This is a genomic window from Robinsoniella peoriensis, from assembly GCF_000797495.1.
Lineage (GTDB): Bacteria > Bacillota > Clostridia > Lachnospirales > Lachnospiraceae > Robinsoniella > Robinsoniella peoriensis.
In genome coordinates this window covers 377680-404534 of the sequence record NZ_JTGN01000007.1, presented here as the reverse complement: position 1 = coordinate 404534, position 26855 = coordinate 377680, and the positions used below count along the sequence as shown (strand labels likewise).

At 41.2% G+C, this 26855-nt stretch carries 28 protein-coding genes; 3 read left to right on the top strand and 25 right to left on the bottom strand.

Features of this window, described 5'->3' with window-relative positions:
* Positions 1 to 16: 16 nt before the first annotated feature.
* A complete protein-coding gene (locus tag QR40_RS16710) occupies positions 17 to 631 on the bottom strand; it encodes a helix-turn-helix domain-containing protein (protein ID WP_027294066.1) in 615 nt (204 codons plus the stop codon).
* Between the two features lie 49 nt (positions 632 to 680).
* Entirely contained in the window at positions 681 to 1433 is a 753-nt protein-coding gene (locus tag QR40_RS16705) for a DUF8091 domain-containing protein (RefSeq protein ID WP_044289366.1), read from the bottom strand.
* Positions 1434 to 1623: 190 nt separating this feature from the next.
* Here QR40_RS16705 and QR40_RS16700 point away from each other — a divergent pair, with 190 nt between their 5' ends.
* Both QR40_RS16700 and QR40_RS16695 read left to right on the top strand, forming a co-directional pair.
* On the top strand, positions 1624 to 2307 hold the full coding sequence (locus QR40_RS16700; protein ID WP_044296035.1) for a DUF2461 domain-containing protein: 684 nt from the start codon (positions 1624 to 1626) through the stop codon (positions 2305 to 2307).
* Positions 2308 to 2427: 120 nt separating this feature from the next.
* Positions 2428 to 3699, top strand: coding sequence for a 4Fe-4S binding protein (locus tag QR40_RS16695; RefSeq protein ID WP_027294069.1), 1272 nt, complete (start codon positions 2428 to 2430; stop codon positions 3697 to 3699).
* Between the two features lie 227 nt (positions 3700 to 3926).
* Here the strand turns inward: QR40_RS16695 and QR40_RS16690 are convergent, their stop codons facing one another.
* From QR40_RS16690 to QR40_RS16645, 10 genes are all read right to left on the bottom strand, one after another.
* Positions 3927 to 5594: a ribonuclease J gene (locus tag QR40_RS16690; protein WP_027294070.1), complete on the bottom strand. Its 1668-nt coding sequence runs from the start codon at positions 5592 to 5594 to the stop codon at positions 3927 to 3929.
* Between the two features lie 420 nt (positions 5595 to 6014).
* Positions 6015 to 6452 carry a D-aminoacyl-tRNA deacylase gene (gene dtd / locus QR40_RS16685; RefSeq protein WP_044296033.1) on the bottom strand — a complete coding sequence of 146 codons (438 nt, stop codon included), beginning with the start codon at positions 6450 to 6452 and terminating at the stop codon, positions 6015 to 6017.
* A 22-nt stretch (positions 6453 to 6474) separates the two neighbouring features.
* Complete coding sequence (locus QR40_RS16680) at positions 6475 to 7104, bottom strand: cytidylate kinase-like family protein (RefSeq protein WP_027294072.1); 630 nt, start codon at positions 7102 to 7104, stop codon at positions 6475 to 6477.
* A gap of 83 nt (positions 7105 to 7187) precedes the next feature.
* The gene (locus tag QR40_RS16675) at positions 7188 to 8096 is read right to left on the bottom strand and encodes an RluA family pseudouridine synthase (protein ID WP_027294073.1); all 909 of its coding nucleotides are present in this window, start codon (positions 8094 to 8096) and stop codon (positions 7188 to 7190) included.
* Complete coding sequence (gene lspA, locus QR40_RS16670) at positions 8097 to 8633, bottom strand: signal peptidase II (protein ID WP_027294074.1); 537 nt, start codon at positions 8631 to 8633, stop codon at positions 8097 to 8099. It lies immediately after the preceding gene.
* Positions 8626 to 9750 carry a 3-dehydroquinate synthase gene (aroB, locus tag QR40_RS16665; RefSeq protein ID WP_027294075.1) on the bottom strand — a complete coding sequence of 375 codons (1125 nt, stop codon included), beginning with the start codon at positions 9748 to 9750 and terminating at the stop codon, positions 8626 to 8628. The genes lspA and aroB overlap by 8 nt, the downstream gene beginning before the upstream one ends.
* 13 nt (positions 9751 to 9763) lie before the next feature.
* Complete coding sequence (locus QR40_RS16660; RefSeq protein ID WP_027294076.1) at positions 9764 to 10537, bottom strand: YlmH family RNA-binding protein; 774 nt, start codon at positions 10535 to 10537, stop codon at positions 9764 to 9766.
* Between the two features lie 8 nt (positions 10538 to 10545).
* Positions 10546 to 11130 (bottom strand): cell division protein SepF, encoded by a 585-nt coding sequence (locus QR40_RS16655; RefSeq protein ID WP_027294077.1) that lies wholly within the window; start codon positions 11128 to 11130, stop codon positions 10546 to 10548.
* Positions 11131 to 11159: 29 nt separating this feature from the next.
* Entirely contained in the window at positions 11160 to 11852 is a 693-nt protein-coding gene (locus QR40_RS16650) for a YggS family pyridoxal phosphate-dependent enzyme (protein ID WP_044296031.1), read from the bottom strand.
* A gap of 168 nt (positions 11853 to 12020) precedes the next feature.
* Complete coding sequence (locus QR40_RS16645) at positions 12021 to 13526, bottom strand: biotin/lipoyl attachment domain-containing protein (RefSeq protein WP_044296029.1); 1506 nt, start codon at positions 13524 to 13526, stop codon at positions 12021 to 12023.
* A 121-nt stretch (positions 13527 to 13647) separates the two neighbouring features.
* On the opposite strand from QR40_RS16645, the gene QR40_RS16640 reads away from it, so the two are divergent.
* Positions 13648 to 13860, top strand: a complete 213-nt coding sequence (locus tag QR40_RS16640) for a DUF378 domain-containing protein (protein WP_027294080.1) — start codon at positions 13648 to 13650, stop codon at positions 13858 to 13860.
* Positions 13861 to 13926: 66 nt separating this feature from the next.
* Here QR40_RS16640 and QR40_RS16635 read toward each other — a convergent pair whose 3' ends face one another.
* The 13 genes from QR40_RS16635 to QR40_RS16575 form a co-directional block, all read right to left on the bottom strand.
* Positions 13927 to 14346 (bottom strand): twitching motility protein PilT, encoded by a 420-nt coding sequence (locus QR40_RS16635; RefSeq protein ID WP_027294081.1) that lies wholly within the window; start codon positions 14344 to 14346, stop codon positions 13927 to 13929.
* A gap of 78 nt (positions 14347 to 14424) precedes the next feature.
* Positions 14425 to 15489: a D-alanyl-D-alanine carboxypeptidase family protein gene (locus tag QR40_RS16630; RefSeq protein WP_027294082.1), complete on the bottom strand. Its 1065-nt coding sequence runs from the start codon at positions 15487 to 15489 to the stop codon at positions 14425 to 14427.
* A complete protein-coding gene (gene mgsA / locus QR40_RS16625) occupies positions 15473 to 15868 on the bottom strand; it encodes a methylglyoxal synthase (protein WP_027294083.1) in 396 nt (131 codons plus the stop codon). Before mgsA ends, QR40_RS16630 begins: the two co-directional genes overlap by 17 nt.
* Positions 15869 to 15884: 16 nt before the next feature.
* Entirely contained in the window at positions 15885 to 16988 is a 1104-nt protein-coding gene (locus QR40_RS16620) for an FtsW/RodA/SpoVE family cell cycle protein (protein WP_027294084.1), read from the bottom strand.
* Positions 16957 to 17208 (bottom strand): cell division topological specificity factor MinE, encoded by a 252-nt coding sequence (gene minE / locus QR40_RS16615; RefSeq protein ID WP_027294085.1) that lies wholly within the window; start codon positions 17206 to 17208, stop codon positions 16957 to 16959. Before minE ends, QR40_RS16620 begins: the two co-directional genes overlap by 32 nt.
* Positions 17209 to 17219: 11 nt before the next feature.
* Positions 17220 to 18011 (bottom strand): septum site-determining protein MinD, encoded by a 792-nt coding sequence (gene minD, locus QR40_RS16610; protein ID WP_027294086.1) that lies wholly within the window; start codon positions 18009 to 18011, stop codon positions 17220 to 17222.
* Between the two features lie 101 nt (positions 18012 to 18112).
* The gene (locus QR40_RS16605; protein ID WP_152614224.1) at positions 18113 to 18835 is read right to left on the bottom strand and encodes a septum site-determining protein MinC; all 723 of its coding nucleotides are present in this window, start codon (positions 18833 to 18835) and stop codon (positions 18113 to 18115) included.
* Between the two features lie 154 nt (positions 18836 to 18989).
* On the bottom strand, positions 18990 to 21881 hold the full coding sequence (locus QR40_RS16600) for a penicillin-binding transpeptidase domain-containing protein (protein ID WP_044289367.1): 2892 nt from the start codon (positions 21879 to 21881) through the stop codon (positions 18990 to 18992).
* Entirely contained in the window at positions 21874 to 22392 is a 519-nt protein-coding gene (gene mreD, locus QR40_RS16595; RefSeq protein ID WP_027294089.1) for a rod shape-determining protein MreD, read from the bottom strand. The genes QR40_RS16600 and mreD overlap by 8 nt, the downstream gene beginning before the upstream one ends.
* A 21-nt stretch (positions 22393 to 22413) precedes the next feature.
* Positions 22414 to 23379 carry a rod shape-determining protein MreC gene (gene mreC, locus QR40_RS16590; RefSeq protein WP_063837247.1) on the bottom strand — a complete coding sequence of 322 codons (966 nt, stop codon included), beginning with the start codon at positions 23377 to 23379 and terminating at the stop codon, positions 22414 to 22416.
* A 12-nt stretch (positions 23380 to 23391) separates the two neighbouring features.
* A complete protein-coding gene (locus QR40_RS16585; RefSeq protein WP_027294090.1) occupies positions 23392 to 24402 on the bottom strand; it encodes a rod shape-determining protein in 1011 nt (336 codons plus the stop codon).
* 21 nt (positions 24403 to 24423) lie between these two features.
* The gene (gene radC, locus QR40_RS16580; RefSeq protein ID WP_027294091.1) at positions 24424 to 25119 is read right to left on the bottom strand and encodes a RadC family protein; all 696 of its coding nucleotides are present in this window, start codon (positions 25117 to 25119) and stop codon (positions 24424 to 24426) included.
* Between the two features lie 139 nt (positions 25120 to 25258).
* Entirely contained in the window at positions 25259 to 26848 is a 1590-nt protein-coding gene (locus QR40_RS16575; RefSeq protein WP_027294092.1) for an NAD(P)/FAD-dependent oxidoreductase, read from the bottom strand.
* Positions 26849 to 26855 lie beyond the last annotated feature (7 nt).

The following is a 26855-nucleotide window of genomic DNA, read 5'->3' as shown; positions in this document are numbered from 1 at the left end:
CATACCATCCTGCAATTTAGTTATTTTCACTTTTCCGGCTCTTTCGGGGCGGTAAAAGCGAGAACAGACCATGATTGCTGCAGCAGATGTAGAATTTCCCACTCCTTATTTTAGGGATGCGAAGTTCTGCATTTTGTTCGGGATATAATTTGATTAGCTGTAACCGGTCGCAGGTAACATATGCTGCAAAGGTAAGGTAGTGTTCCCGTGTCATTTCGTGATTTATGGTAATATAGGCTTCATCATCGATGTCTTCTACCGTTATCTGATGATCTGCATCCGCTGGCTTTTCTTCCAGGGGTTCTAATTTTCTGCCGCAGCAGGAAAGTTCTGCTTTTGCCGTACTTGTCAGGACATTGCCGCAAGTCGGGCACAGATAAAATTTTACTCTTTTCATATTGCCTCCGTCTGTATGGTTGGGGTCTAAATCCCCCTGCAGTATTTTTTCTATATTTACTCCTAATATTTGGGATAGTTCACTAAGCAGTGATACATCGGGACAGCCAAGTCCTCTCTCCCACTTGGAAATAGCCTTGTCACTGATATTCATGGCATCTGCAATTTCTTTTTGTGTCATATTCTTTTCTTTACGCAATTCCAATATCAGCAATCCCACTTTATTACAATCCATTACGTTCACCTCCAATTATCAGCATAAACCACCCGGGGGAACTTTGCAATCAACGCTCCGTAGAGTAGGTGTACAAGTTTCCCTTCTTTCCCGTTCTTTGAACAACTTCTAAGTTATATAGCACATTTAATGCCAGCTGTGCTTTGGAAAGAGACAGCTTAGAAGCAGTTTTAAAGTCTCTGGATGTAAAATCAGGCTTTAGCCCCGGGGGAATCAGCTTATGGTAATCTTCCCGGCTGTCTATGAGGATTTCATCCGTTAGGGCTATCGGGATCCGTTCGCAGCGGGAGGATCCTTTTTTCTTGTCACGGCTCCATCCATCCAGATAGCGGTACTCTTCTATCTCAATCATGGCAATGCTTAACTTAATTCTGGGATTTTTAAGAAGCTCCTTAATTCTGTACAGCTCATGGAAAATATCATAAGAGTTACCACGTCTCGGACTTTTTCTGGGTGAAGATATCTCACCGGTAGTTTTATCTACCCAGAGCAGCCATTTGGTACTGGCTATAGGGTAAACGATTCGAACGTCACTGACTTCCGTAAATACTTCCAGCTTTTTTCTGAGTTTGTTAAAATTCTGGGTCTGTATTTCAATGATCTCCTGGTCTGTCATGATATCTGCTACGTAAGAAGCTACCCGTATTTCCTGATGGTCAGCCCGTGGCTCATAATATTCTTTTAATACTGCATGGAGCGTCTTTTCTGACAGGGTTCCGATGCCATTGAAGTTTTTTTTGCCATATCGTATTTTGTGACAGGCATTTTGAAATCGTAATTGTTTCTTTTCCAGGTTATCCATAAGCTTATTTATCTGTCCTTAAAGTTTCTATTTGTATATCGGCTATACGCTATAAGCATACAACGGTGCAACGGGTATTGTAAATAGAAAATTTTCTTAAAAAAGATGTCACAACCGCAAGCCACAGTTGTCTAATTAAGTGTAACGAATTAAAAGCGCATATATTATGCAATCATCAAGGAGGACAAAGATGAACAACAAGGTAATTTTAGAGTTTTTAACAATGCTGCAGGAAAACAATTCTTTGGAATGGATGCAGGAAAATAAGAAACTGTATCAGGAAGCAAAGGAAAAATTTGAAGGCCTAATCCAGGAAACGATTGTACGGATTTCAGCGTTTGACGATTCCATCGCATGGCTGAAAGCAAAAGATCTGGTGTTTCGATTAAATAGGGATACCCGTTTCAGCAAGGACAAATCCCCATATAATCCCTCTTTTCGTGCACATATTTCATCCGCAGGACGTCTCCCTATTCCGGCAGGATATTTTATCTGCGTGAAACCCGGGGAATCCATACTTGGCGGCGGTGTCTTTGCCACGCAATTCCCGGATGCCACCACTTTAGTACGGGACTACCTGACCGGACATGGTGTGGAATTTTTGGATATTATAAACAATCAGGATTTTCGGGAGAATTTCCAGGTATTTGGCGAAAAGCTGAAAAATGTTCCAAGAGGTTATGATAAGAACCATCCCCTTGCAGAATTTCTGAAACATAAATCATGGGCTTTGGAATATGCAATCAGTGATGCACAGTTTGCTGACGTAGATGGATTTTTGGATCTGTCTGTTGATATCTTCCGTAAAATGAAGCCTTTTAATGATTATCTGAATCGGGCATTAGCTTCATTTACCATGCCGCAAAGACCATAAGCTCTGCTAATTTAAAAAATGTCCCGAAAGTAATTTGACAATAGAAATATTTTACTTTAAAATATTTCTATTGCAATACAAAATGAAACTGGTGTAATGACACTGAGAAAGCGTGAGAATATGGGACATATTACTTCAAAAGAAGCTTATAAAAATTTGGAAGAACGAATTAATTGGTTTACCCAGGGTGCTCCTGCTTCGCAAACACTATACAAAATCCTTGAGGTTTTATATTCGGAAAAAGAAGCAAAATGGATATCGCTGCTGCCGATACGGCCTTTTACGGCTAAAAAAGCGGCACAGATCTGGGGTACGACAGAATTAAAAGCAGAAAAGGTGCTGGATCACCTATGTGAAAAAGCATTACTGGTTGATTCTTTTCATAATGGACAACGAAAATTTGTGATGCCGCCGCCTATGGCCGGATTCTTTGAATTTGCCCTGATGAGGACCAGAGGGGACATTGATCAGAAGTATTTAAGCGAACTGTATTATCAGTACATGAATGTGGAGGAGGATTTTGTAAAAGATCTCTTTTATGCAACAGAAACAAGACTGGGGCGCGTTTTTGTACAGGAACCGGTATTGTCTACAGAAAATACACTCCATATACTGGATCATGAGCGTGCCAGCCACATTGTGGAAGATGCGCAGTATATCGGACTTGGCACCTGTTACTGCAGGCACAAGATGTTTCATGCGGGACATCCCTGTGAAATTGATGCTCCCCTGGATGTCTGTCTGACCTTTGGAAATGTGGCACGTTCTCTTGCAGAACACGGAGGCCATGCCAGGCTTATCTCCAAAGAAGAAGCTTACGATGCGCTGGAACGCTCTTATGCGTCCAATTTGGTACAGATAGGTGAGAATGTAAGGGAAGATCCAATGTTTATCTGCAATTGCTGTGGATGCTGCTGTGAGGCCTTACAGGCAGCAAGGAAGTTCAGCCCCATGCAGCCGGTTGCAACCACAAATTATATACCGGAGGTATCGAAAGAAAAATGTATTTCCTGCGGCAAGTGTGCAAAAGTCTGCCCAATCCTGGCAATTAAAATGGAGGACAAGAATGCCGTTATTGATACGGATATCTGCCTTGGCTGCGGTGTGTGTGCTGGAAACTGTCCCACAAAAGCCATTGAGCTGAAACGCCGGGCGGTTCAGATTATTACTCCGGTAAACAGTACCCACCGGTTTGTACTGCAGGCAATCGAAAAGGGAACGCTTCAGAACCTGATTTTTGATAATCATGCCTTTGCCAACCACAGAGCGATGGCAGCTGTATTCGGAACTATTTTAAAACTTCCACCGGTGAAGCAGATGCTGGCAAGCAGGCAGATGAAATCAATTTATCTGGATAAACTGCTGTCCATGAAAAAGAAGAAAACTGATTAATGTTTTTGCGTTTAGGTGAGAAAGGTGACGCTTTGAAAAATGATGTAGTGCTCGGAAAGAGAAGGGGGCGGACCATGGCAGAGAACGTATAAAACCTATAAAGCAGCTGGATCTTTTCAGCGTAGGACGTTTTCTTCATTCTACTATGGGAGTGTGCTCTAACATAAAACAAGGAGCATTTCGCGTAATATCAAAGCGAAATGCTCCTTGTTTGTAAAAGCTTTTATTTATACTTCCATAATGATTGGCAGTATCATAGGCGATCTTTTAATTTTCTTCCACAGAAAATCTCCAAGATCATCCCGGAGTGCGGATTTAATTTTACCCCAATCCGTTATTTTCTTCTTATTACAGCGTTCCAGCGTATCAGCGGCAAGGCTGCGCAGCTGGGACATTAATTCCTCGGATTCCCGGACATAAACAAATCCTCTGGAGATAATATCCGGTCCAGCCAGAACCTGGTTTGTATCTTTCTCCAGGGTAACGGTAACAACCATGATACCATTTTCAGACAGGCTCTGTCTGTCATGCATGACGATATTCCCCACATCACCGATGCCTAGTCCATCTACCATGACGCCTCTTGCAGGAACCTGTCCGATAACACTGGCTTTATCTTCGGAAAGTGCCAGTACATTGCCGGATTCAATCAGAAATGTATTTTCTTTTGGGATACCAAGTGACTGTGCCAGGTTTGCCTGAGCAGCACGGAAACGGTATTCTCCATGCATTGGCACAGCATATTTCGGATGAACCAGGGAATAGATCAGTTTGATCTCTTCCTGGCATGCATGTCCGGATACATGGGTATCCTGGAAAATAACATTGGCGCCCTTCATGGATAATTCATTTATAATTTTGGAAACGGCTTTTTCGTTTCCGGGAATTGGCGTTGAGCTTAATATAATAGCATCCCCCGGTTTTACGGAGACTTTTTTATGGGTGGAATCAGCCATACGGGACAAAGCTGCCATGGATTCTCCCTGACTTCCGGTTGTGATTAAAACCAGTTTTTCGTCGGGATAATTCTTCATAAGATCAATATCGATCAGGGTGTTCTTAGGTATTTTAACATAGCCCAGATCCGATGCAATCCGAATTACATTCAGCATACTGCGCCCCTGCAGAATAACTTTACGTCCAAACTTATATGCAGTGTTAATAATCTGCTGTACCCTGTCTATATTAGAAGCAAAGGTGGCAACAAATATCCGGTGTGATTTGTTTTCTTCAAACAGTGTGTCGAATGTCTTTGCAACCTTGATCTCTGATGGAGTAAAGCCGGGACGCAAAGCGTTGGTACTGTCACACATAAGAGCAAGTACACCTTTTTTACCAAGTGCGCCCAGACGCTGCAAGTCGATTGCATCACCGAACAGCGGTGTATAGTCGATCTTAAAGTCACCGGTATGCACGATAATACCAGCGGGTGAATAGATTGCCAGTGCGCTGGCATCCGCAATACTGTGATTGGTTTTGATAAATTCAATACGGAAGGAGCCCAGGGTAATGATACCGCCATGCTTCACTACTTTACGGCGGGTATTTTTCATCAGATGGGCTTCTTCTAATTTATGCTCGATTAATCCCATAGTCAGCTGGGTTGCATAGATCGGAATATTGATCTGGGGCAGGATGTATGGCAGAGCCCCGATATGGTCTTCGTGGCCATGGGTAATGACAAATCCTTTAACCCTATCCTTATTCTCGATTAAATAAGTGACATCCGGAATAACTTTATCGATTCCAAGCATATCTTCGTCCGGAAATGAAATCCCGCAGTCTACGACGATAATACTGTCTTCGTATTCAAATGCGGTAATATTCATACCTATTTTATCAAAGCCTCCCAACGGGATTATTTTCACGCTGCCTATATTTGTGTTCTTTTTCAATTGAAACCTCCTAGTGTTTTTCTGTTAATATTGTTTACAACCATTTGTTTAGAATATTCATAATTTGCGGTATGTCAGGCGGGTTTGCCAGCTGATCATTCATACCGGATTGTAATGCCATGTCTATGTCTTCTGCAAAAGTATTTGCACTCATGGCGATGATGGGTATCTTTTTTAGTATCGTTTCTGCATCTATGTGTGTCAATGCGGTATTTATTGCCTGTAACTCGTAAAGATATGATCTATAAATTCAGGTTTCATTCCGATTCCATTGTCTTCAAAAATAAATTCACTACATCTGTCAGATCTTTTAATGCATCTATAACATATATTGTGTCCGGATTTTCTAAAATATAAAACAAAGCCCGAAGTTTACGTAATATTGTTATGTAAACTTCGGGCTATCCTACAGCTTTGAAGTCAGGATTCTAAGATGATCGTAAAAGGTCCATCATTACATAACTCTACTTTCATGTCGGCACCAAAACTGCCTCTCTGGACATTTGGCACCTGCTTTTTACATTCTGCAATAATGTATTCATACAACTCTTCTGCCATCTTTGGTTCACCGGCTTCTATGAAACTTGGGCGGTTGCCCTTCTTACAGTTTGCGTAAAGCGTGAATTGGGAAATCAGCAGCAGGCTGCCATCCACATCCTTTAAGGACAGATTGGTCTTACCATTTTCATCTTCAAAGATGCGAAGCCCGGTCATTTTCTTTACCAGGGAATCCGCTGTTTCACGGTTATCTGTCTGGCTGATGCCAATCAGTACCAGAAACCCTTTTTCGATAGTGCCAATAATTTCGGAATCAACTCTAACGCTGGCATGTGTTACTCTTTGAATTACAAATTTCATCTTCGGTGCTTCCCTTTCTGACTTATGATCTGCTTTCTTTGATCTTAATAAAACTTAACAGTTCTTCAACGGTGCCGTCAACACCAAGAAAACCACTGTCTACACAAAGATGATATCCGGTTGCTTCCCCCCACTTTTTACTGGAAAAGTAATTGTAATAGCTGGCACGTTTTTTATCTGTTTTAATAATCAGATCTTTTGCTTTTGCATTCGTCAGGTCATATTTAGCGGCAATTCTGTTAATTTTATTTTCCATACTTGCATGGATAAAGACATTGATACAATCCGGAAAATCTGCTAACGCATAGTCTGCACAACGGCCGACGATTACGCATGGACCTTCTTTTGCGATATCTTTAATAGCATTGAACTGAGCCAAAAATACTTTGTGATTAATTGGCATATCTGAGAATGCTGCTGATGAATATCCCATGGAATATGTATCCATAACCAGTGAATATAAGAAACTGTTTGTCGGTTTCTCATCATGATTTTCAAATAATTCCTGACAGATGCCGCTGTCTTTTGCTGCTCTGTCGAGAAGTTCCTTATCATAGCACTTGATGCCTAAGGAGTCTGCCAGCTTCATACCAATTTCTTTACCGCCACTACCAAATTCTCTTCCGATTGTTATAATTGATTTACAAGCCATACAAAACACATCCTTTCTACCTTTGCTTTATGTTACTATTATAAAACAATTTTGGTACAATGTATACTAATTTCACTTAATTATTATAATTTATTCAGTAAATTTATAAAATACTCTGGCAGAGGTGCCGTAAATTCCATATAGCATTTTTTTCTGGGATGTATAAATCCAAGGAGCATAGCATGCAGTGTCTGCCCCTGCAGGTGATAAGGACACTTTATGGGACCGTAGACATCATCCCCTAAAATGGGATGTCCGATACTTTTCATATGGACACGTATCTGGTGGGTACGACCGGTTTCCAACTGGCATTCAATATACGTGAAATTGGAAAAACGCTGGCAGACATGGTAATGAGTGACCGCAGGTTTTCCATTTTTATAGTTTACTGCCATCTTCTTTCGGTCTGTGTGATGTCTGCCGATGGGGGCGTCCACAATACCGTCATCTTCTTTCAGGACGCCGTGGACGATAGCCCGGTATTTTCTCTGAATAGTATGTTCCTTTAACTGTTCCGCAATATGATTGTGTGTAAAATCATTTTTGCATACCAGCAAAGAGCCGGTGGTATTCATATCTATCCGGTGAACGATTCCGGGGCGCATAACGCCGTTGATACCGGATAATTCTTCACGGCAGTGGAACATAAGGGCATTAACCAGGGTTTGGCTGAAATGACCGGCACTGGGATGTACGACCATGCCTTTTGGTTTATTTACCACAATAAGGTCTTCATCTTCATATAAAATATCCAGTGGAATGTCTTCCGGCTGGATATTTACTTCTTCCGGTTCTGGTACGGTAACGCTTATCACATCACCGGAAGCCACCTTATAATTTGCCTTAACGGTTTTATCATTTACCTTCACATCTTCTGACTTGAGCAGTTTTTGAAGATAAGATCTGGACATCTCGCCCATATTATCCGACAGATATTTATCAATCCGCAGACTGTTATCTTCTGCGGATACGGTAAAATGTATGGTTTCCATCTAGTTCTCCTCTTTTGATGCAGTTTTATGCCTGAGGGACAGACAGGCGAAGTCCTCTTCCTTGTAGTAGAAAAAGATTAGGATAATCAGTAAGATCAGGGAGACAACCACATAGCAGTCAGCTACATTAAAGATCGGGAAGTCGATGAGGGAAAAGTAGAAGAAGTCAACTACAAATCCATTTACAACGCGATCAATCATATTCCCAACCGCACCTGCGCCAAGGAGAACACAGGTAATGCGAAGCCAAAGATAATGCTTTGTAACCGGGAATTTCTGATAGCAGTAGCCGATAAAAGCTAAAATAATCACTGCCATAATTAGAAACAGCCATCGCTGGTTCTGAAACATACCAAAAGCTGCACCGCGGTTCTCCAGGTATTGCAGTTCAAAGACGCCCGGGATCAGTACAAATGGCTCCTGCCCTGCCAGATTGGATACAGCCAGATGCTTTGTGAACTGATCCAGTCCTAGTAATAAAGCGAAAGCAATAATGCCCATTACCCAGCATATTAATTTTTTGTTATTTTTATTCATTTTCATCCTCTATTTCCGCATTTAAAAAGTCGACAGCAGCAAGTATTTCCTCATCCGTTACCGTTTTGTCAATGTAAGCACGGCCGATTCCTTTTAGTAAGATAAATTTGATTTGCCCGGCTTCCATCTTTTTATCCAGTTTGGTAGCATCCAGGATGTCTTTAGAATCCAGCCCTGAAAAAGATACAGGAAGATCAAATCCCACATTCATATCCCGGATTTCAAAGAACTCTTCGGTACTGAGCAGTTCCCGTTTCCAGGAAATGTGCGCTGCGGCAACATATCCCAGAGCAACGCACTGTCCATGAAGCAATTCGAAATTTTTCAGTTTTTCAATGGCATGGCCGATGGTATGCCCGAAGTTTAACAGTGCCCGGTCTCCTTTTTCATATGGATCCTGTTCTACGACCCGGCGTTTGATTTTACAGCTGATCTCAACCATGTCCAGTAGTGTCTGACTGTCCCGTTCGGTAATTTCACTCATCCGTTCGATTACCCATTCATAGTAACCGGCATCTTTGATTAAGCCATGTTTTAAAATTTCACCCATACCGCAGTAAAATTGTTCATCCGGAAGTGTCTTCAGTGCCGACATATTCATATATACCATTTTGGGCTGATGAAAAGCACCTACCATATTTTTGTAACGATCGAAATCGACTCCGGTTTTACCGCCGATACTGCTGTCCACCTGGGCTAAAAGAGAAGTGGGAACCTGTATAAAGGAAATGCCCCGCAGGTAGGTAGCTGCAGCATATCCGGTGAGGTCACCGACAACGCCGCCGCCTAAAGCTACCAGCATATCTTTTCGGTCAAAATGTTCTAAAATGAGATGTTCATATAAATTCCTGACGGTATCCAATGTTTTATTTTCTTCTCCTGCAGGAAAAGTGAATACAGTGACTCTGGCGCACACTTTTTCCAATATCCCGGTAAGTGTACCGGCATAAAGTGCGCCTACATTTGAATCGGTTACGATACAAAGTTTCTTAGTTTTTACATCCAGTTCGCTTAAATAAGATTCTAATTTTTCAAAATCATTCTCAAAATGAATCTGATAAATTTCTTTTCCTTCTTTATGTACCGGAAGGCTTTTGTGTTCTGCTGTATACTTCATAAGGTGGTTTCTCCTATATATATTTTTCGATTTCAACAAAGGTTCGCCCTTTTTTTGACTGAGAGAGTGCTGTAACATAACGAAAACGCCCATAGCCACGGGCTGATATTATGTCTCCCTCTTTCAAGGCATAACCATTGGAAGTAATTAACTTCCCATTTACAAAGATTTTTCCGGTTTCGATCAGAGATACCAGGCTGCTTCTGGAAGTTTTAAAAGCAAGCGCCAAAAGGGAATCCAGACGAATAGAAGCTACTGTCCCCTTGATGAGCTCTGTTTTGGGCGTATAAGCGAGCTCAGAAAAAGGAACTGCTTTACAGGATATTACCGTATGTTTGATACGTGTCAGTTCCTTGCAGATAAACTCAGACATTCCTTTACAACAAAAAAGATAGGCAGACTGATCCATCACCAGGATGTCCCCTATTTTACTTCGTTCAATTCCCAGATTTAGAATGGCGCCTAAGTAATCCCTGTGATTCAGTACATCTGCAAATTTCTGGTTTAATGGTGCGATCTGTATGCACGCTATAGGGAAATTCTCTATTATTTCTACTTCCGAACGCAAAGAAAAAGCATCAGGAATAAAGGCTGCCATCTGACGCTCTGCGAGTTCATAACCACCAAAAGTTTTCCAGCTGATATAGGAAAACTTTTGGGTAGAGCTATGAAAAATATTCAGTTCATTCAGATTCATAAAATCACTGTACAGCGTGATACCTTTCGATAAAGCCCGGTCAGCCAGATCAGCCAGCCGCTTTTGAAACAATTCTTCGTCTTTATTCATAATGAAACCTAGTAACCTGTGTGAATAGAGGGTACGTCAAACGCTCCGCTCAATATTTCCTGGAAATCACCGGAGACATCTACACCCGATGGAGTTATAATGAAAATGTAATTACTGATCTTTTGCAGATTTCCATTGATAGCATAGCAGGAACCAGAAGCAAAGTCTATGATTCTCTGGGCAATATCCAGATCTAATCCTTCCATGTTTAATACCACTGTGCAGCTTGCAAGAAGTGTCTCCGTAATTTCTCTCGCATCTTCCATGCTCCTTGGTTTAATTACACATACTTCCATACCAATCCCTGACTTTCTGGGACGCATAGGTGATACTTTACTGCTAGTGCTTTGCTGCTGATGAACAGGTTTCACCTTCTGCTGCCCTTTATTTTGACTCTTCATTTTTGGAACCTGAGCGGACCTGTTATCATAATCGTCATAGTCATCATAGTCATCTTCTTCTATTTTATTAAAGAAACGCTTTTTCGGACGTTCTTCCTCATAATCGTCGATTTCATCATCTAAAAAATCATCATCGTCGTAATCGTCGTCATTCAACTTCATTGCATTCAAGAACTTATCCAAAACACTCATTATAAATCTCCTATCTTCCTATCGTTTTATCATTTCACGTAATTTCTTTCACCAAAGATGCCTGTCCCAACGCGTACCAGAGTTGCACCTTCCTCAATGGCAATTTCGTAGTCACCTGTCATGCCCATACTCAAATTGCACATATTAACATTATCAATGTTTTTGCTTTTGATGTCAACATATAATTTTCTTAAATTTTCGAAATATACCCTGTTTCGTTCAGCTTTTTCGACAAAAGGTGCAATTGTCATCAGCCCTTCCACTCTGAGATTAGGGAGTTTCGCCGTCTTGCGTACCAATTCTTCGGTATCTTCCAGGGATACGCCAAATTTCGACTCTTCTTTGGCAATATTTACCTCAATCAGCACAGGCATGACCAGCCCCTGTTTTTCTGCCTCCTGCTGGATGGTTTCCGCCAGACGTAAACTGTCTACGGAATGGATCATACAGGCTTTATCTATAATATACTTCACTTTATTCCTCTGTAGGTGGCCAATCATATGCCATTTTAAGTTTTTTGGAAGAATTTCGTATTTATCCTTTAATTCCTGTGGTTTATTTTCACCGAAATCAACGACTCCCTCAGCCATGATTTCTTCGATCATAGTTACGGGTTTTGTCTTACTGACTGCAATAAGGGTGACTTCTGAGCTGTCCCGTCCGGCCCTTTTACAAGCGGCTTCTACCCGCTTTTGTATATCATATAGATTTTCTTTTAACATCATTGAATCCTCCTGTTAATAGACTATAGCTTTAGCTTTAATTGACTATATCAATATCTTTAATTAACTATCTTATTTGCTTTATAGACAATATCCTCATTCTTAATAGACAATATCCTCATTCTTAATAGACAATATCCTCATTCTTAATAGACAATATCCTCAGCTTTAATAAACAATATCTTCATCATTTACCGTATTTGCATTCAGAACAATACGGTCATATTGAGACAGGCCGTATGAAGAACCCGCTGATACAATACAGTATTCCTCATTTTCATCTATGATAGTAATTTCCCGGAATACGGCATATCCTTTATTTATATTATAAACACCCTGCAGGCTTCCAGTTTCTGAAATCTGGTACTTTTTGGAAGAATCTTTCTTCAATATATAGTCACCCACCTTAAAAAGCGTCGTACCCACATAATAATCCGTATCCGTTTTTTCATAAACAGTTGCAGTTATGTATTTCGTTACAGTTTTTCCGTCTTTTCCCACGCTCTCTTTCAGAATGCTGACTTCATTGTCATTTTCTTTGTTCTCTGTAACAAATTCTTTAGGGATTTTGAAGAACTGCTTTTCCGCGATTGCACTTTTTGGTATTTTGAGTCCGGTCTCTCTGTTTAACACCAGCTCAATATCTACAAAACGCTCTCCGGCGTACCGAATGACAGAATTACTAATATCCAGTTTTCCATAAGAATTTTCTCCATTCTGAATAATGGAGAAATCTGCGTTAAATGCAGTGCCATCCTTCAGGAAACGAAAACGTACTGTTGTTTTATCGGTCAGTTCCGTTAACAGTTTTTTATCCAGAGGAATAATCAGTGACCAGTTTTCATCGGTGACCAGTTTATATACCGCATCTCCTGTTTTTACCGATTTATTCAGACGGAGATTCTGCTTATGGTAATTTTTCTGATCAAAAGATTCCGGTTTTATATCCTCTATGGTCAGATTCTCATACTCATCTACCGCATATACTACTATTCCTTCCTGTGGAGCCTGATAGAGGCTGCCCAGAACAGAAAGCTGACCGTCAGAGTTTTCCAGATCGGACAACGCTTTTTCATTTGCCAGTTCTAAGACAGTGCTTTCGGTATCTGCTTTAAAATTGTAGACATTCTGAAAAGACATTTCGTTAAAACCGGAAGCAAAGTTTGCCATATTACTTCTTACCTTGGATAAGCTTTTACTGTCCAGATAATCAACTGCAGCTTCAGTTTCGGCTGGTACCTGGGTAGTTTCTGACTCGGTTCCGGATGAGGACTCTGACTGTCCTTCAGCATTGGTTTCTGATTCTTTTTTTTGGGTATCAGTTGTTGTAGCCGGCGTCGTGGCAGGTGTCGTTGTCTGAAGCGCTCCGCCAATAGAATAAACGTTATTTCCGGCGCCTACTTTTGAGCCTTCCCGGGCATAATAATTAATATTGCCGGATTGTTCGGCTGTTACTATTTTTTCGGACTTTAATGCCAAAGCACTGAATCGGTAGTTTCCGGACAGCGGGCCGGCTGTGACTTCATAGGCTGTTACATGAGTACTTGTCAGATATATCACTATGCAGATTATCATATATACAAAAACGATTCCAAACATCAGAGTACCGATATTAAAAAGTGGAAAACGCTTCATTTTCGTTATTTTTTTGTTTTTTTTCTTAATAGGCAACATTGTAGCCTCCCTTCCCGAACATTTTACCACGTTCATTTCGATTGGACAACCTAGATTTTTGTATAAAATTTAGTAAATTGGAAAAAATAGAAAATAACCACTATAAGGAGGTAAAAAGCAAATGAATTCTAAATGGTTAGATTATACTTCATTGACACTTGTGGTCATTGGTGCGATCAATTGGGGATTAATCGGATTCTTCAAATTCGACCTCGTAGCCTTTTTATTCGGCAATATGAGCTGGATTTCAAGAATTGTTTATGCTCTGGTTGGGCTTGCGGGATTATATATGATTAGTATCTATGGCCGCATCGGCCAGATGGGCAGAGATTAATTGTTACATGCCGCAAAAAAGGCTGGGTATCCACAAAAGGACCCAGCCTTATATTCGTTCTATGTATTACAGGGATATGATTACCTTTGATTTTGCAATTTCCGGCAGTTCATCAGCATCCACAGATACACTCAACACAAACGTGATGTTGTACTTCTCACCGACAGATTCCAGTTTTTGAAGAGTCGCTGTAATATCATCATTTTCCAATTTTGCTATCTTTAAGAAACTATCTAAATACATTTGTTCCAAATCGTTATCCTGAGAAATTATCCCATAAATAAATCCTACGAACTCATCACAATTAGTGATTGAAAAATCCGATGTATCAATTAAACGAACCTTATTGTTTAATTCATACATATGCTTAGCGCTTTTGTCTAAGTAGACAATATTACCATGTACGGACTTAATTTCGGCATTCACCTTGTCAAGTAATAGCTTTGTTTTGCCTTTTCCTTTTTTGCCTGCGATTATCTGTATCATTGTAATCTCCTCCTTCAGTTTCTTCATGCACGATTTTATATGTACAATTATACTGCATAAGTTTTGAAATTACAACCTCTATTTGTTAATTTTAGACAATAAATCATTCATTTCAATATATAGCTGATCTTTGGTCTCAGCACCCATGATAATTGAAATAAATGGGTTTCCATACGGGTCTTTACTCATCAGTGCCAGACATGCTCCTGCTTCATCCGTAGTACCTGTTTTTCCACCAAATACAGTAACTCCTTCCGGCGCCTGTGCCAGCTTCATAAAGTAATGGTTGGTAGCATCCCACACACGTTCCACTTCGGTGTCGTCAGCCAGTTTAAACTTGGCAACGTAACTTTTCTGATTGATAATATCACAAAAATCATCGTATTTGAGTGCTTCCTGGAACATCAGGTATACATCATAAATGGTAGTATAATGTTCTTCGTCCTGCAATCCGTGAGGATTTGTAAAGTGTGTGTTTGTAGCGCCGATATCATAAGCTTCCTGATTCATCATCTGCACAAACTCTTCCACACTGCCCCCTACGTGTTCTGCGATTGCTACGCTGGCATCGTTTCCTGATGCAATTAAAAGGCCGTAAAGCAGTTGTCTTAAGGTGTATTTATCTCCTAACTGCAGATAACAGACAGAAGATTCCGGATCGATGTCAAGAGCACTTTCATCAACAGTAATTACATCATCCAGATTCCCGTATTTCAACGCTACAAGGGCTGTCATGATTTTGGTCAGACTGGCCGGATAGAGACGTTCATGAACATCTTTGGAATATAATACTTCATGTTTGGTCAGATCAAACAATCCTGCACCTTTAGAGGTTAAATTCAGACCATCCATTGGAACATCTGCACCTGCTACACAGAGATCCTGGGTAAATGGTACAGCGTAGTTTGTCGTCTGAGCCTCATCTCTCTGCAAGCCAAGGGTTACCTGATTGCGGTCAAAAGGCATCACCAGTTCAGCATCCTTCTGGCCCTTTATTAAAAAGAAATATGCTAAAAAGCCAAGTATTACAAGTAAAACAACCAGTAAAACACAAAATGTGATTACGGTTTTCATAGTTTGCCTGTTCTGCTGCTGATGCCGTAATTCTCTTGGAGTTAATCGTTTATTACTTGTACATTTCACGCCACTCTAAATCTCCTCTGTCTAATGATTTAATCAATAGTTCCGCAGTTGCAAGATTGGTTGCAAGAGGTATGTTATGGGTATCACATAAGCGGAAAATATTTTTCACATCCGGCTCATGTTTTTTAGGTGACAGCGGATCTCTTAAAAAGATTACTAAGTCAATCTGATTATTTTCGATCTGTGCTCCCATCTGCTGCTCTCCACCCAGATGACCGGCAAGGTATTTGTGGATATTTAAAGATGTTACTTCTTCAATAAGCCTTCCGGTAGTTCCTGTTGCGTATAAATCATTTTTTAATAAAATCCCCCGATAGGCGATACAAAAATTCTGCATAAGTTTTTTCTTGGAATCATGTGCAATTAAGCCAATATTCATTCTCTCTTTACCTCCGTTAATATTTTCGAACCTGAAGTCCTATATTCAGAACAATTCCGATACCTATAAAAAGCGTAACCAGCGATGTCAGACCTGCACTTACAAATGGCAGCGGCAGACCGGTATTTGGCAATATCCTCGTTGTAACACAGATATTGATGAATGTCTGCAGGAATATCAGTGCTCCCATACCACAGCATACCAATGTTCCGGCTAAATCTCTTGCTTTTTTCCCAATACGGATACATTCTACCGCAATCAAAAGTTCCAGAATGATAATGATACAACATCCCAGAAATCCTAATTCCTCACCTGCAACGGCAAAGATAAAGTCTGTCTGGGGCTCTGCGATAAAGTTACCGTTTTTCACGGATGAAACAAGATTGGTATCCAGACCTTTGCCATACAGCTGGCCGGAGCCAATAGCAATGACAGAATTCATCTGCTGATATGCCAGCTCGGGATACTCTTCCGGTTTTAACCATGCCAGAATACGGCCTGCCTGGTAACCTTGCAGCAGCGTCTGGTTTGGCTGTAATATAATGCTGAAAAATAACACCGCTGCCGGAACAGCTACTACTATAATACCACCAATGATTTTATAACTCAACCCCGCAACGAACATCATTGTAGAAAAAATTAAAACAACCAGAATACTCGTTGAAAGATTAGGCTGGCGGTATATCAGATACCATGGAATGGCAAGCAGTACCAATGCCGGTAATATAATCTTAGGGCTATTCAGTTTTTCTTCATATTTAGAAAGAAATTTGGCGAAAAATACGATTAATATAATTTTTACAATATCGGAAGGCTGGAATTGAAGACCTCCGATTACGATCCAACGCTGTGCTCCGTTTACCTCCCTGCCCAATACAGGAAGCAATGCCATTAATATAACACCACCCAGATAGGCGATCCAGTAAAAATTCATAATCCAGGTATAGTCAATCAAGGAAATGATGACCATACAGACAAGTCCAAGAATCAGACCGATGATCTGCTTGGACATTAAATCCTCCTGTGCGCTTCCAACAACCATTACGCCCAGTATGGACAGTGCCGTAACCCATATAACTAATCTAAATTTATAATCCTTTAATTTGTATTGTTTTAACATTCCCTGCACCCTGTTCTATCTCATTTATCACGTCAATATGTATATCCATGCTTTCTTCATCAATGTCCATGTACTTTTGTATTACCTTGATCAGGTCTTTTTTCATAAGTGCCATATTTTCAGCAGAGCAATCCAGGCGCTCACTGGTGAGCAAAAGCTTTAACCGGTCTCTGGCTACATCTTTAGAACATGTTTTTCGAAATCCATGGAAATTTATCATGCCGGCTCCTCTCAATTTTTCTTGAAAATGTTGGAAAATCTTGAAAAGAACGTGGTTGTCTTAGTTAGATCCGTCATAGGAACAGTTTCCCCAGTAATACGACGGCTGATACTTAAAAATTCCTGTCCGGCACGGGTATCGTTTCCAGCCAGCGGTTCACCCTGATTGGTGGCAATAACTATGCTTTCTTCGTCTAAAATGGCTCCGATCAGATTCACGGCAAGGATATCGATTACATCTTCTACCGACATCATATCTCCTCTTTTAATCATGTCCATTCTCAGACGGTTTATTAATAAATCAATGTCTCGGATATCAGCGGCTTCTAAAAGCCCGATAATGCGGTCAGCATCCCGAATGGCGGATACTTCCGGTGTAGTTACTACAACGGCTCTGTCAGCGCCTGCAATGGCATTACGAAAGCCCTGTTCGATTCCGGCGGGACAATCCAGCAGGATATAATCAAAATGTTCTTTTAAATCTTCTGTGAGTTTTACCATTTGTTCCGGAGTGACTGCGGATTTATCCCGGGTCTGTGCTGATGGCAGCAAATACAGATTGGGATACCGTTTATCTTTGATCAGTGCCTGTTTTAAACGGCAGTTTCCTTCTATAACATCCACAAGATTGTAGACAATCCGGTTCTCCAGTCCCATGACAACATCCAGATTACGAAGCCCGATATCTGTGTCAACCAAAACGACTTTTTTATTTAATTTCGCCAAACCGGTACCGATATTGGCTGTAGCGGTTGTTTTACCAACGCCGCCCTTTCCGGACGTTATTACAATTACTTCACTCATGCTCTATCCTCCAAAATAACACTTATTTATTTTCGTTATCTGGTGTGTTTTCATTCTTTAATGCCCCATCAGCCTGACGGGGATTAGATTTCAATTGGTTGTTAAAGGGAGATGTCATTTAACGCATCCTGAGATATGTTTTTAACAAAGATATGATCATCTTTTATGTAAGCAATCTTGGGATCAATGGCATATTCCCCGGTATCTGCCTTTTTTGTGATTGCGCTTCGCGCTATTTTATCGGCAATGCGAATCTGGTTAGGTTTCATTACCAGTGCGGCAACAAAGCATTCCCGGTTGCCGCTGGCACCTGCATATACATTTCCACGGCAGGAACCAAGTACTACTATATTGCCTTTGGAAGTCACGATCCCCCCTGGATTTACATCCCCGAGAATAATAATGCTGGTTTCAACCTCTAATACCTGCCCTGCACGCAGTGTACCTTTATAGAACTGTCCGTCACGCCTGTCCAACTCTTCCATAGCAGCAGTGACGGCATTTTTATAGTACTCTTCATCGTCTTTTCTTTCGTCTACCACACATAGGATATGGATTCTTGAATTATTTACAATGGCAGAAACCATGTCTTTCTCCTGCTGTTTCGTAAGTACTCTCCCCCGAAAGGTAATCGCCATTTTAGCATCCTGGAAAAAATTTGTAGATTCCAGGAATTTATCTGCGACTGCCTGAAGCAATTCATCAAAGGGAAGTTTATCATCCAGTATTACAATAAGTCCATACTTATTGCTTTTAATAATGACGGAACTTTGATTCATAGTGATACCCATCGCATGTTGCAGGCCTGCCTGCAATGCTGCCACAAATAAAATAGGTTGAAAGAAGCACAGCGTGGCGTCCTTTCATTTCTCAATTTTCTTTCAACCCTGACATCGTTCAGTACCGCAGTAATTTGGGGTACCGCCTGTATCAGACAGTGTAAAGGGATTCCTTTACACGCTGCCTGACAGATGGATGTTAGTCGAATCTCTGAGTGTTTGCGTCTACCTGAATAGCATGTCCAGGTATAATTTCATCTGCTTCCTTGTTTTTAAATATATAGTTCACCATATCCCCTGCAACAGAAGCTGCATTGGTAGAGGTATAACCATTAGTAATTCGAACGGCGATGGCGATTTCCGGGTTATCGTAAGGTGCATACCCAACGAAAAGAGCATGACTGGGTACGCCTGTTTCCTGTGCCGTACCGGTTTTACCTGCCATATCTGTTTTGATATTTTTTAGAATATTATTTGATTTTACCATTTCATTCATACCTGTATGAATAGCAGTCCAGAGTTCAGGATCCAATTCAACATTATTATGAACTTTTGGTTTTTTCTCTTCCAGTACACGGTTATCGGAATCCGAAATTTTATCAAGCAGTGTCAGGTCGTAACAGGTTCCTCCATTTGCTATCGTTGCTACATATCTGGAGAGCTGTGAGGTTGTGAATGCATTGGTACCCTGTCCCATTGCGGATGGTGCCATACCATTGTCGGAAATATGAGGATCTGTTTCACCGATTTCAATTCCGGTAGGAGCATCGAAACCGAACATCTCAGCATATTTAGCAAGCTTTTCGATACCTACTTCATCTACGGCTTTGCCATCTTCTGCACCTACGTCACCTAACGTATAACCAATCGTGTTGAAATAGAAGTTACAGGAGTCACGTAGTGCAGTAACTAACGACTCGGCACCGTGTCCGAATTTGTTCCAGCAATTGATTGGCGGATCAACTAAGTCAAAAGTACCGGTACAATTAATTGTATCATAAATTCCAATAACACCTTCGGTAACACCTGCGGCAGCCGTCACCATCTTATAGGTAGAACCGGGAGCCGTAATTTCCTGAGTTGCCTTATTATAAAACGGGCTGGACAAGTCAGTAGCCAATTTTGCATAATACTCGGAATCCATATCATTTGCCAGCCTGTTATTATCATAACTCGGATAAGTCACACAGGCAAGTACTTCTCCAGTATTCGGGTCATTTATTACCAAAGATCCGGAACATGGATCAAGCGCTAACTGCGCAGGGGTAAGTTCCAGGCTGTAAATTTTGGCATGTACAAAGTCAAATGCAGTCAGACTGCCGGAGGCAAGGGAATTATAATCTTCCTCGTTCATTTTAATAACACCCTGGTCAAAGAGCATCAGACATACATCAGTAGCACTTAACGTATCGGATTCTATCATATATCGATAGATTTTTTTACTGAAATGCGTGTCCGTAGATAAATATTTCGCAATATAGTCGGAAAGCGCGCTGTATACTTCTTTGGAATCCAGATATTCCGTATCTACCGGTATTTTGGAGATGTCAACCCAGTTTTTTGAAATTGCATAAGTTAAATACTCCTGAAGGCTGATACTCCCGTCATTCGTCCATGCCAGATATGTTTCATCAGATTTATCAATAGCATCTTTCTGCAGAATACCGGTTCCTTCCATCAGCATATTATTAACCACATAGGTCATATAGGCCTGCATATCTTTACCCAAGTCTTTATAAGCCGCCGGTGAATCCGAGGTCAGTTCCGATTTGATAGCAGCAAAAACATTGGACTGTTCACTTAAAAACTGTTGGTATACCCGCTTTTCCGTTGTACTGGCATCTGCTGATGAAATATGGTTTACATCCAGAACGTTGTTTTCAAAAAGTGCGTAATATACGTCGTATACCGGAATTTTGATATCATCTGTGGTAGCATAATCTTCTATATTCACTTCTTTCGTATCGATAAGCATGGTGTAAACAATACCGGCTATATACTGTTCCAGAATCCGGTATGCAGCTATCTGGTAATCGGTATCAAGTGTCAGCTGAATGTTATTTCCGGCCTGGGGTTCCACACGGTTATCTTTTTTAAGAATTTTTCCAAGGTTGTTTACATATACTCTTTCAGAACCTTTTAATCCCTGAAGCTGGTTTTCATAAACCTGTTCCAGACCGATTTTACCTACAATGTCGTTTTGGTTATACACTTCACTGTCTTTGTTCAGCTCATTTAATTCTTCGGAAGAGATCTGACCGGTATAGCCGATAATCGGCGCAAAATAGATGCTGTTATCATAGACCCGGATTGTGTCATCCACTACATCCACACCTGGATATTTATCTTTGCTTTCCATAATTGTGGACATGGATTTATCACTGATATTGGTAGCCAGAGTTGCCGCTAAATATTTTTGGAAACTGTTTGCGGCTATTTTGCTTCGCATTATTACAATACTGAGAGTTTCTTCTTTTGTCAACGTTTCCGGAAGACCATATTTAGCCAGTTCTTCTTTTGTATTTTCTTTGGAAAGTACACCGTACCCTTTCTCTGCGCAAAGGTCATCCATCATCTGGGAGGCGGATGCATTGGTCTGCGCCTCGGTCAGGTTTTCAATATAAGCCTGTCCATAGATATCTGCTTTAAATCGCAGCAAGTTTGTTCCGCTGTAGACAAATTGATACTCTCCGGCACTGTTCAGGGTAATTCCAAAATTATCGGTTACTTTATCTCCATTTTTTTCGAGAATCTTCAGTATGCCATACATGCTGCCATTCAGGGCAAGATTTTTTTCATGCATGGTAAGGTTATCGTAAGCTCCGGTATCTTCAAATGAAACAGAATGGGCAAGCTTATTATAAGCCAGTAACTTTCCGTTTCGGTCCGTGATGATTCCCCGGGTACTTTTTAGAGTTCTCTCTTTTTCAATCTGCATGGTAAAGTCGTTCAGGTAACTCTCACCTTCTACAATCTGCAGTGTGAATAAGCGGTATACCAGTATAAATGCAAGTATCAGGAATACGACTACAAGTATTACCATACGCGACTTTGCTGCTTTTGAAATGGTATCTTTTACATACTTAAACAAAACTATTTACACTCCTCTGTTCTGACTTCTCCAGTTTACGGTTGATAAATAATAGTATACGGTAGCACAGAAATGTCAATACAATGGTATAGATGACCTCCGGCATGATAATCCGCCTCAGATAGAAGAAGAAGTCAACCCTTCCACGAAGCAGGAACTGGAATCCATAAACAATGATTCCATATACCAGGTCACTGGCAGCGGTTAAAACAACCGGCATTTTAATATCGTCATCATAAAATATGTGGTAGCAGAATCCGTTTAAATAACCAATATACATATAGATGATGGCATGGAATCCCATGGTATCACCAAAGAGAAGATCTGCCATGAGTCCACAGACAAAGCCAATCCACAGTCCGGAACGTTTACCTCTCATCAGCCCAAAGGATACGGTCACAATGATCAGTAAATTTGGTGTAATAGAAGCGATAGAAAGTGCCGGCAGCAATGTGCATTGTAGAATAACACATATTAACAGCACAAAAAAAAGTATCACCTTGCTTTTCATATCTTATCTCCTATCTGTATGTTACTCAACGGACTTAGGTGCTTCCGTTGACTGTGATTCCGTCTCAGATGATGTTTCACTTTCGGTATCACCGGTTTCGTCCAGACCTTTGGCTTCCGTCTGCTTTGGTTCCGTCTCTTTAGTTTCGATCTGCTGTTTTAAAGATTTGATTACCAGTACTTCCTGGATATCTCTAAAATCAACAGCCGGAGAAATATATCCGGATTTTGTCAGGTGGTTAGAATCGTCATTTATCTCGCTGATGTAACCAATCAATATGCCAGGCAAAAATTTACTGCTGACATTGGAAGTAACTACTTTATCTCCAACACTTACTTTATTGTCAGTATCCGTTAATTTAATCAGGTTTACCTTATCTTCATCGATTAACCTGAGATCACCGGCAATAATACATTGTTCATTCGTTGGGGAAACCATAGCGCCTACATTGCTGTAATCGTCTATAATGGAACGGACTGTAGACCAGTTCGGCCCGACTTCAGTAATGATTCCGGCAAGGCCTCCGCCTGCCAGGACATTCATATCTACTGCAAATCCGTCATTGCTGCCCTTGTCGATAGTAAACATATGGAACCAGTTTCCGCTTTGTTTTGCGATTACTCTGGCGCCGACTTTTTCGTAGTCTTCATACTGATGATCCAGTTCGTAGAGATCTCTAAGACGGTTTAATTCTTCCTGATCCTGAATAAGACGGGTATTTTCAATCGTCAGATCATCCACTTTTTTCTGCAGGGATTTATTTTCAGTAACCAGATCTGCAGAATTCTGGAAATAATCCCCTTTTCCAGCGATCCAGGTTCCAACCTGGTTAATACCGCTTTGCAGGGGGGTAATTACAAATTCGCCAACCTGCTTCAGCGGTCCGCTGCTCATATCTACTGTGAAAGACAGTACAATCATAACACCGCATACAGCTGAAATGATCAGTAAAATTGCTTTGCTTTTTATCGAATTCTTTTTCTTCATAACGATTCCTCTTTATATGGTATTTCCTGTTAGATCTTTTAATGAATAAGTACACGTTTCTAATTCTTTATGATTCATGATAGCAAGAAGTCCGCGAAGTGTACTGGTAACAGGTTCTCTGACAAGATATACGGGAACTTCCAGTTCTCTTCTCATATATTCCGCCAGGTTCGGTATCCCGGAGACACCGCCGCTTAGATAAATGCCGTTTTTCCGGATATCTGCCAGAAACTGCGGTGGTATGCGGTTCAGTGTACTTTTTATGTTCTGGATAATGCTGTCGATGGTTTCCATGATACAGACACTTACAGAAAGAGACGGTATCACAGCGCTTTTAGGCAATCCGGACACCGTACTGATACCATATACTTCAAGGGAAGCAGCCGGCCCATCAATGATGTAAGCCAGGGCATTTTTCAGTTTATCTGCCGTCCGCATACCAATGTTCAGCTGAAACATACGCCGTACCATGGTACAGATATCTTCATCTAACTTCCGGCCTCCATACTGGAGCATTTTACTGAGCAGTATCTGCCCGCCGGTTAATACGGAGATATCAGTGGTACCGGCTCCGATATTTACTACCATGTTTCCAATTGGTACATCGATGGGAAGTCCAATGCCTATGGCATCAGCGACTCCTTTATCAACCAGACAGATTTTTTTCGCTTTAATATTACCGCTTAACACATTGTAATATGCCCGCTTTTCCACTGCGGAAATGTCACTTGGAACGGCAATATAAATCGTTGGATGAACTGGTAAAAGGGAAGAACACCGCCGCAGAAGTCCCACGAGAAGCAGTTCCATATTTTTGGCATCAGCAATTGCACCATGCATCATAGGACAGGCGGCCTGTACATTCACAGGCGTCTTTTCATACATTTCGTATGCTTCGTCTCCGATGCCGATAACCTGGAGCTCGTCCCGGATTGCAATCATATTTTTTTCTGCAATCATTATTTTATTATTTTTATCACATATTTTTATCGTGTCTGTGCCAAGGTCAATTCCTAATAACATGGCTTCTTCTCTCCCTCATAGTTACAAAAGTCCTCGTTCTTTGAAGCTTAAATACTTTTTATCACCAATAATAATATGATCCAGCAGTTCAATGCCAATCATAAGACCTGCATCCCGGATCCGCTTGGTTAAAAGGATATCCTCTCTGCTTGGAGAGGGATCACCGCTTGGGTGATTATGCACAAGGATAATAAATACCGCATGATGATGTAGCGCTTCCAGATAAATTTCCCGGGGCGTAATCAGTGCTCCGTTTACCGTACCCTTTGAAATTATATGGTCACACAGGAGCCTGCTTTTGGTATTCAGCATTAATAAAAGCATCTGTTCCTGGGTACAGTGACGGAAATCTTCCATATAATAGTCTGCAATTGTTTCCGGTTTTGTAAAACATAGGCTGCCCTTTGCAGAAGATTTTGCAATTCTTCTGGACAATTCCACAATGCACTTGATCTGTATGGCTTTTACTTTTCCGATTCCCTTCATTTTCATAAGGTCGGAAATACTTAAGTGATGGAGACCCAAAAGGTTATGTTCTACTTTTGAACATTGCAAAACCTCCTGTGCCAGTTCCAGTGCCTGAATCCCCTGGGATCCGGTCCTTAAGATAACAGCCAGAAGTTCAGCGTCTGACAGCACCTGTGCTCCCATCGCAAGGCATTTTTCATAAGGCCTGTCATCTGTAGGTAATTCTTTCATTGTAATTGCTTCATTCATAGTATTCCCTTTCAAGCTCTCCCGGCAGGAAGCCTTGAATCAGGATTTATCCTGTCAAAACAAGACTATAAATAATCATCATTTTATCATAGATTTATGACAAAGTACACACTTATTAATCTTAAAATTTTGTGATGTCTTAAAAAGAATGGAATTTTTTGATAATAGCTTCCGCTACTTTTAAGCCGTCCATTGCCGCACTGGTGATCCCTCCTGCATAGCCGGCACCCTCCCCGCAGGGATACAAACCGCCTATGGTACTTTCAAAGAAATCATCTCTTGTAATACGCAAAGGAGATGACGTCCTGCTCTCGATTCCGGAAAGAATGGCATCTTTTCTTGCAAAACCCCGGATCATATGGTCAAAGCCCAGAATACCCTGTTCGATTGAGTCGCCCAGGAATTTTGGCAGACATTCTCTTAAATTCCCAAAGTCATATGCACCTTTTATTGCGGGAGCAAAATCTCCAAGCCCGCTGCTGCTGCGATGTTTTACAAAATCCTCAAACAGCTGTACCGGAACTTTGCCATTACACAGCTGATAAGCTTTCTGTTCCAGACTCTGCTGAAATCTGGCACCGCTCAATGGATCTGTCGCACCGTAATCTTCCGGTGTGATCGTTACGACGATGGCGCTGTTGGCATTCTTACCGTCTCGTTTCTGATAACTCATACCGTTTACTGCAGTCATGTTGTTTTCAGAAGAGGCATTTACCACATAGCCACCCGGGCACATACAGAAGGAATATACACCTCTGCCGTTATCCAGTTTTTTCGTAAGCTTATAATCAGCCGCAGGCAGCGTTTTCAGTTCGGTTCTTGCATATTGGGATTCGTTTATCATACTCTGTGGATGTTCGATACGAAGCCCTACAGCAAAAGATTTTGGCGACATAGCAAGCGGTTTCCTTGAAAGCATGGTAAAAGTATCTCTGGCGCTGTGACCGGTTGCCAGAACCACAATTTCCGTTTTTAAGATTTCACTGTCATTGATACAGATACTTTCAAGTTTCCCGTCCCGGATCTGAAGATCTGTCATCTGGCTTTTAAATCGTACTTCTCCGCCCAGACGCTGTATTTCTGTTCGCATATTTTTTACTACGCTGCGAAGGACATCCGTACCGATATGGGGCTTATTCAGGTATAAAATAGAACTGTCCGCACCGGCGTCCACAAATGTTTCCAGTACATAACGGCCGCGGCCTTTGGGATCTTTTACCATGGTGTTTAGTTTTCCATCAGAAAAAGTTCCTGCTCCGCCCTCTCCGAACTGGACATTGGAGGATAGATTCAGGGGATTTCCTTTCCAGAAGCGTTCCACTGTCTCCTGGCGTGCATCTACGTCTTCGCCCCGTTCCAGTATCAATGGACGGTAACCGCATTTTGCGAGAAGCAGGCCGCAGAACAATCCGGCAGGTCCCATTCCTACAATAACCGGACGGTTTTTTAATGCTTCTTCTCCACAAGGCGGTATTTGATAAGAAACCGGCGTGGATTTTACGATTTGGCTGTTTTTGCATTTTTTTAATATCAAATGCTCTTTTTCAACCTCCGCATCGATGGTATAGCTGTATTTGATATCCGGCTTTTTGCGTGCATCTATGGAACGTTTTATAATATGGAAACTTTTTAGTTCTGTTTCCTTTATTTTCAGCTCTTTGCAGATTGCCCTTGTCAAGTCTTCACTGGAATGTTCCGGCTGTAATTTTATCTGGGGAATCCTAATCATTCATATC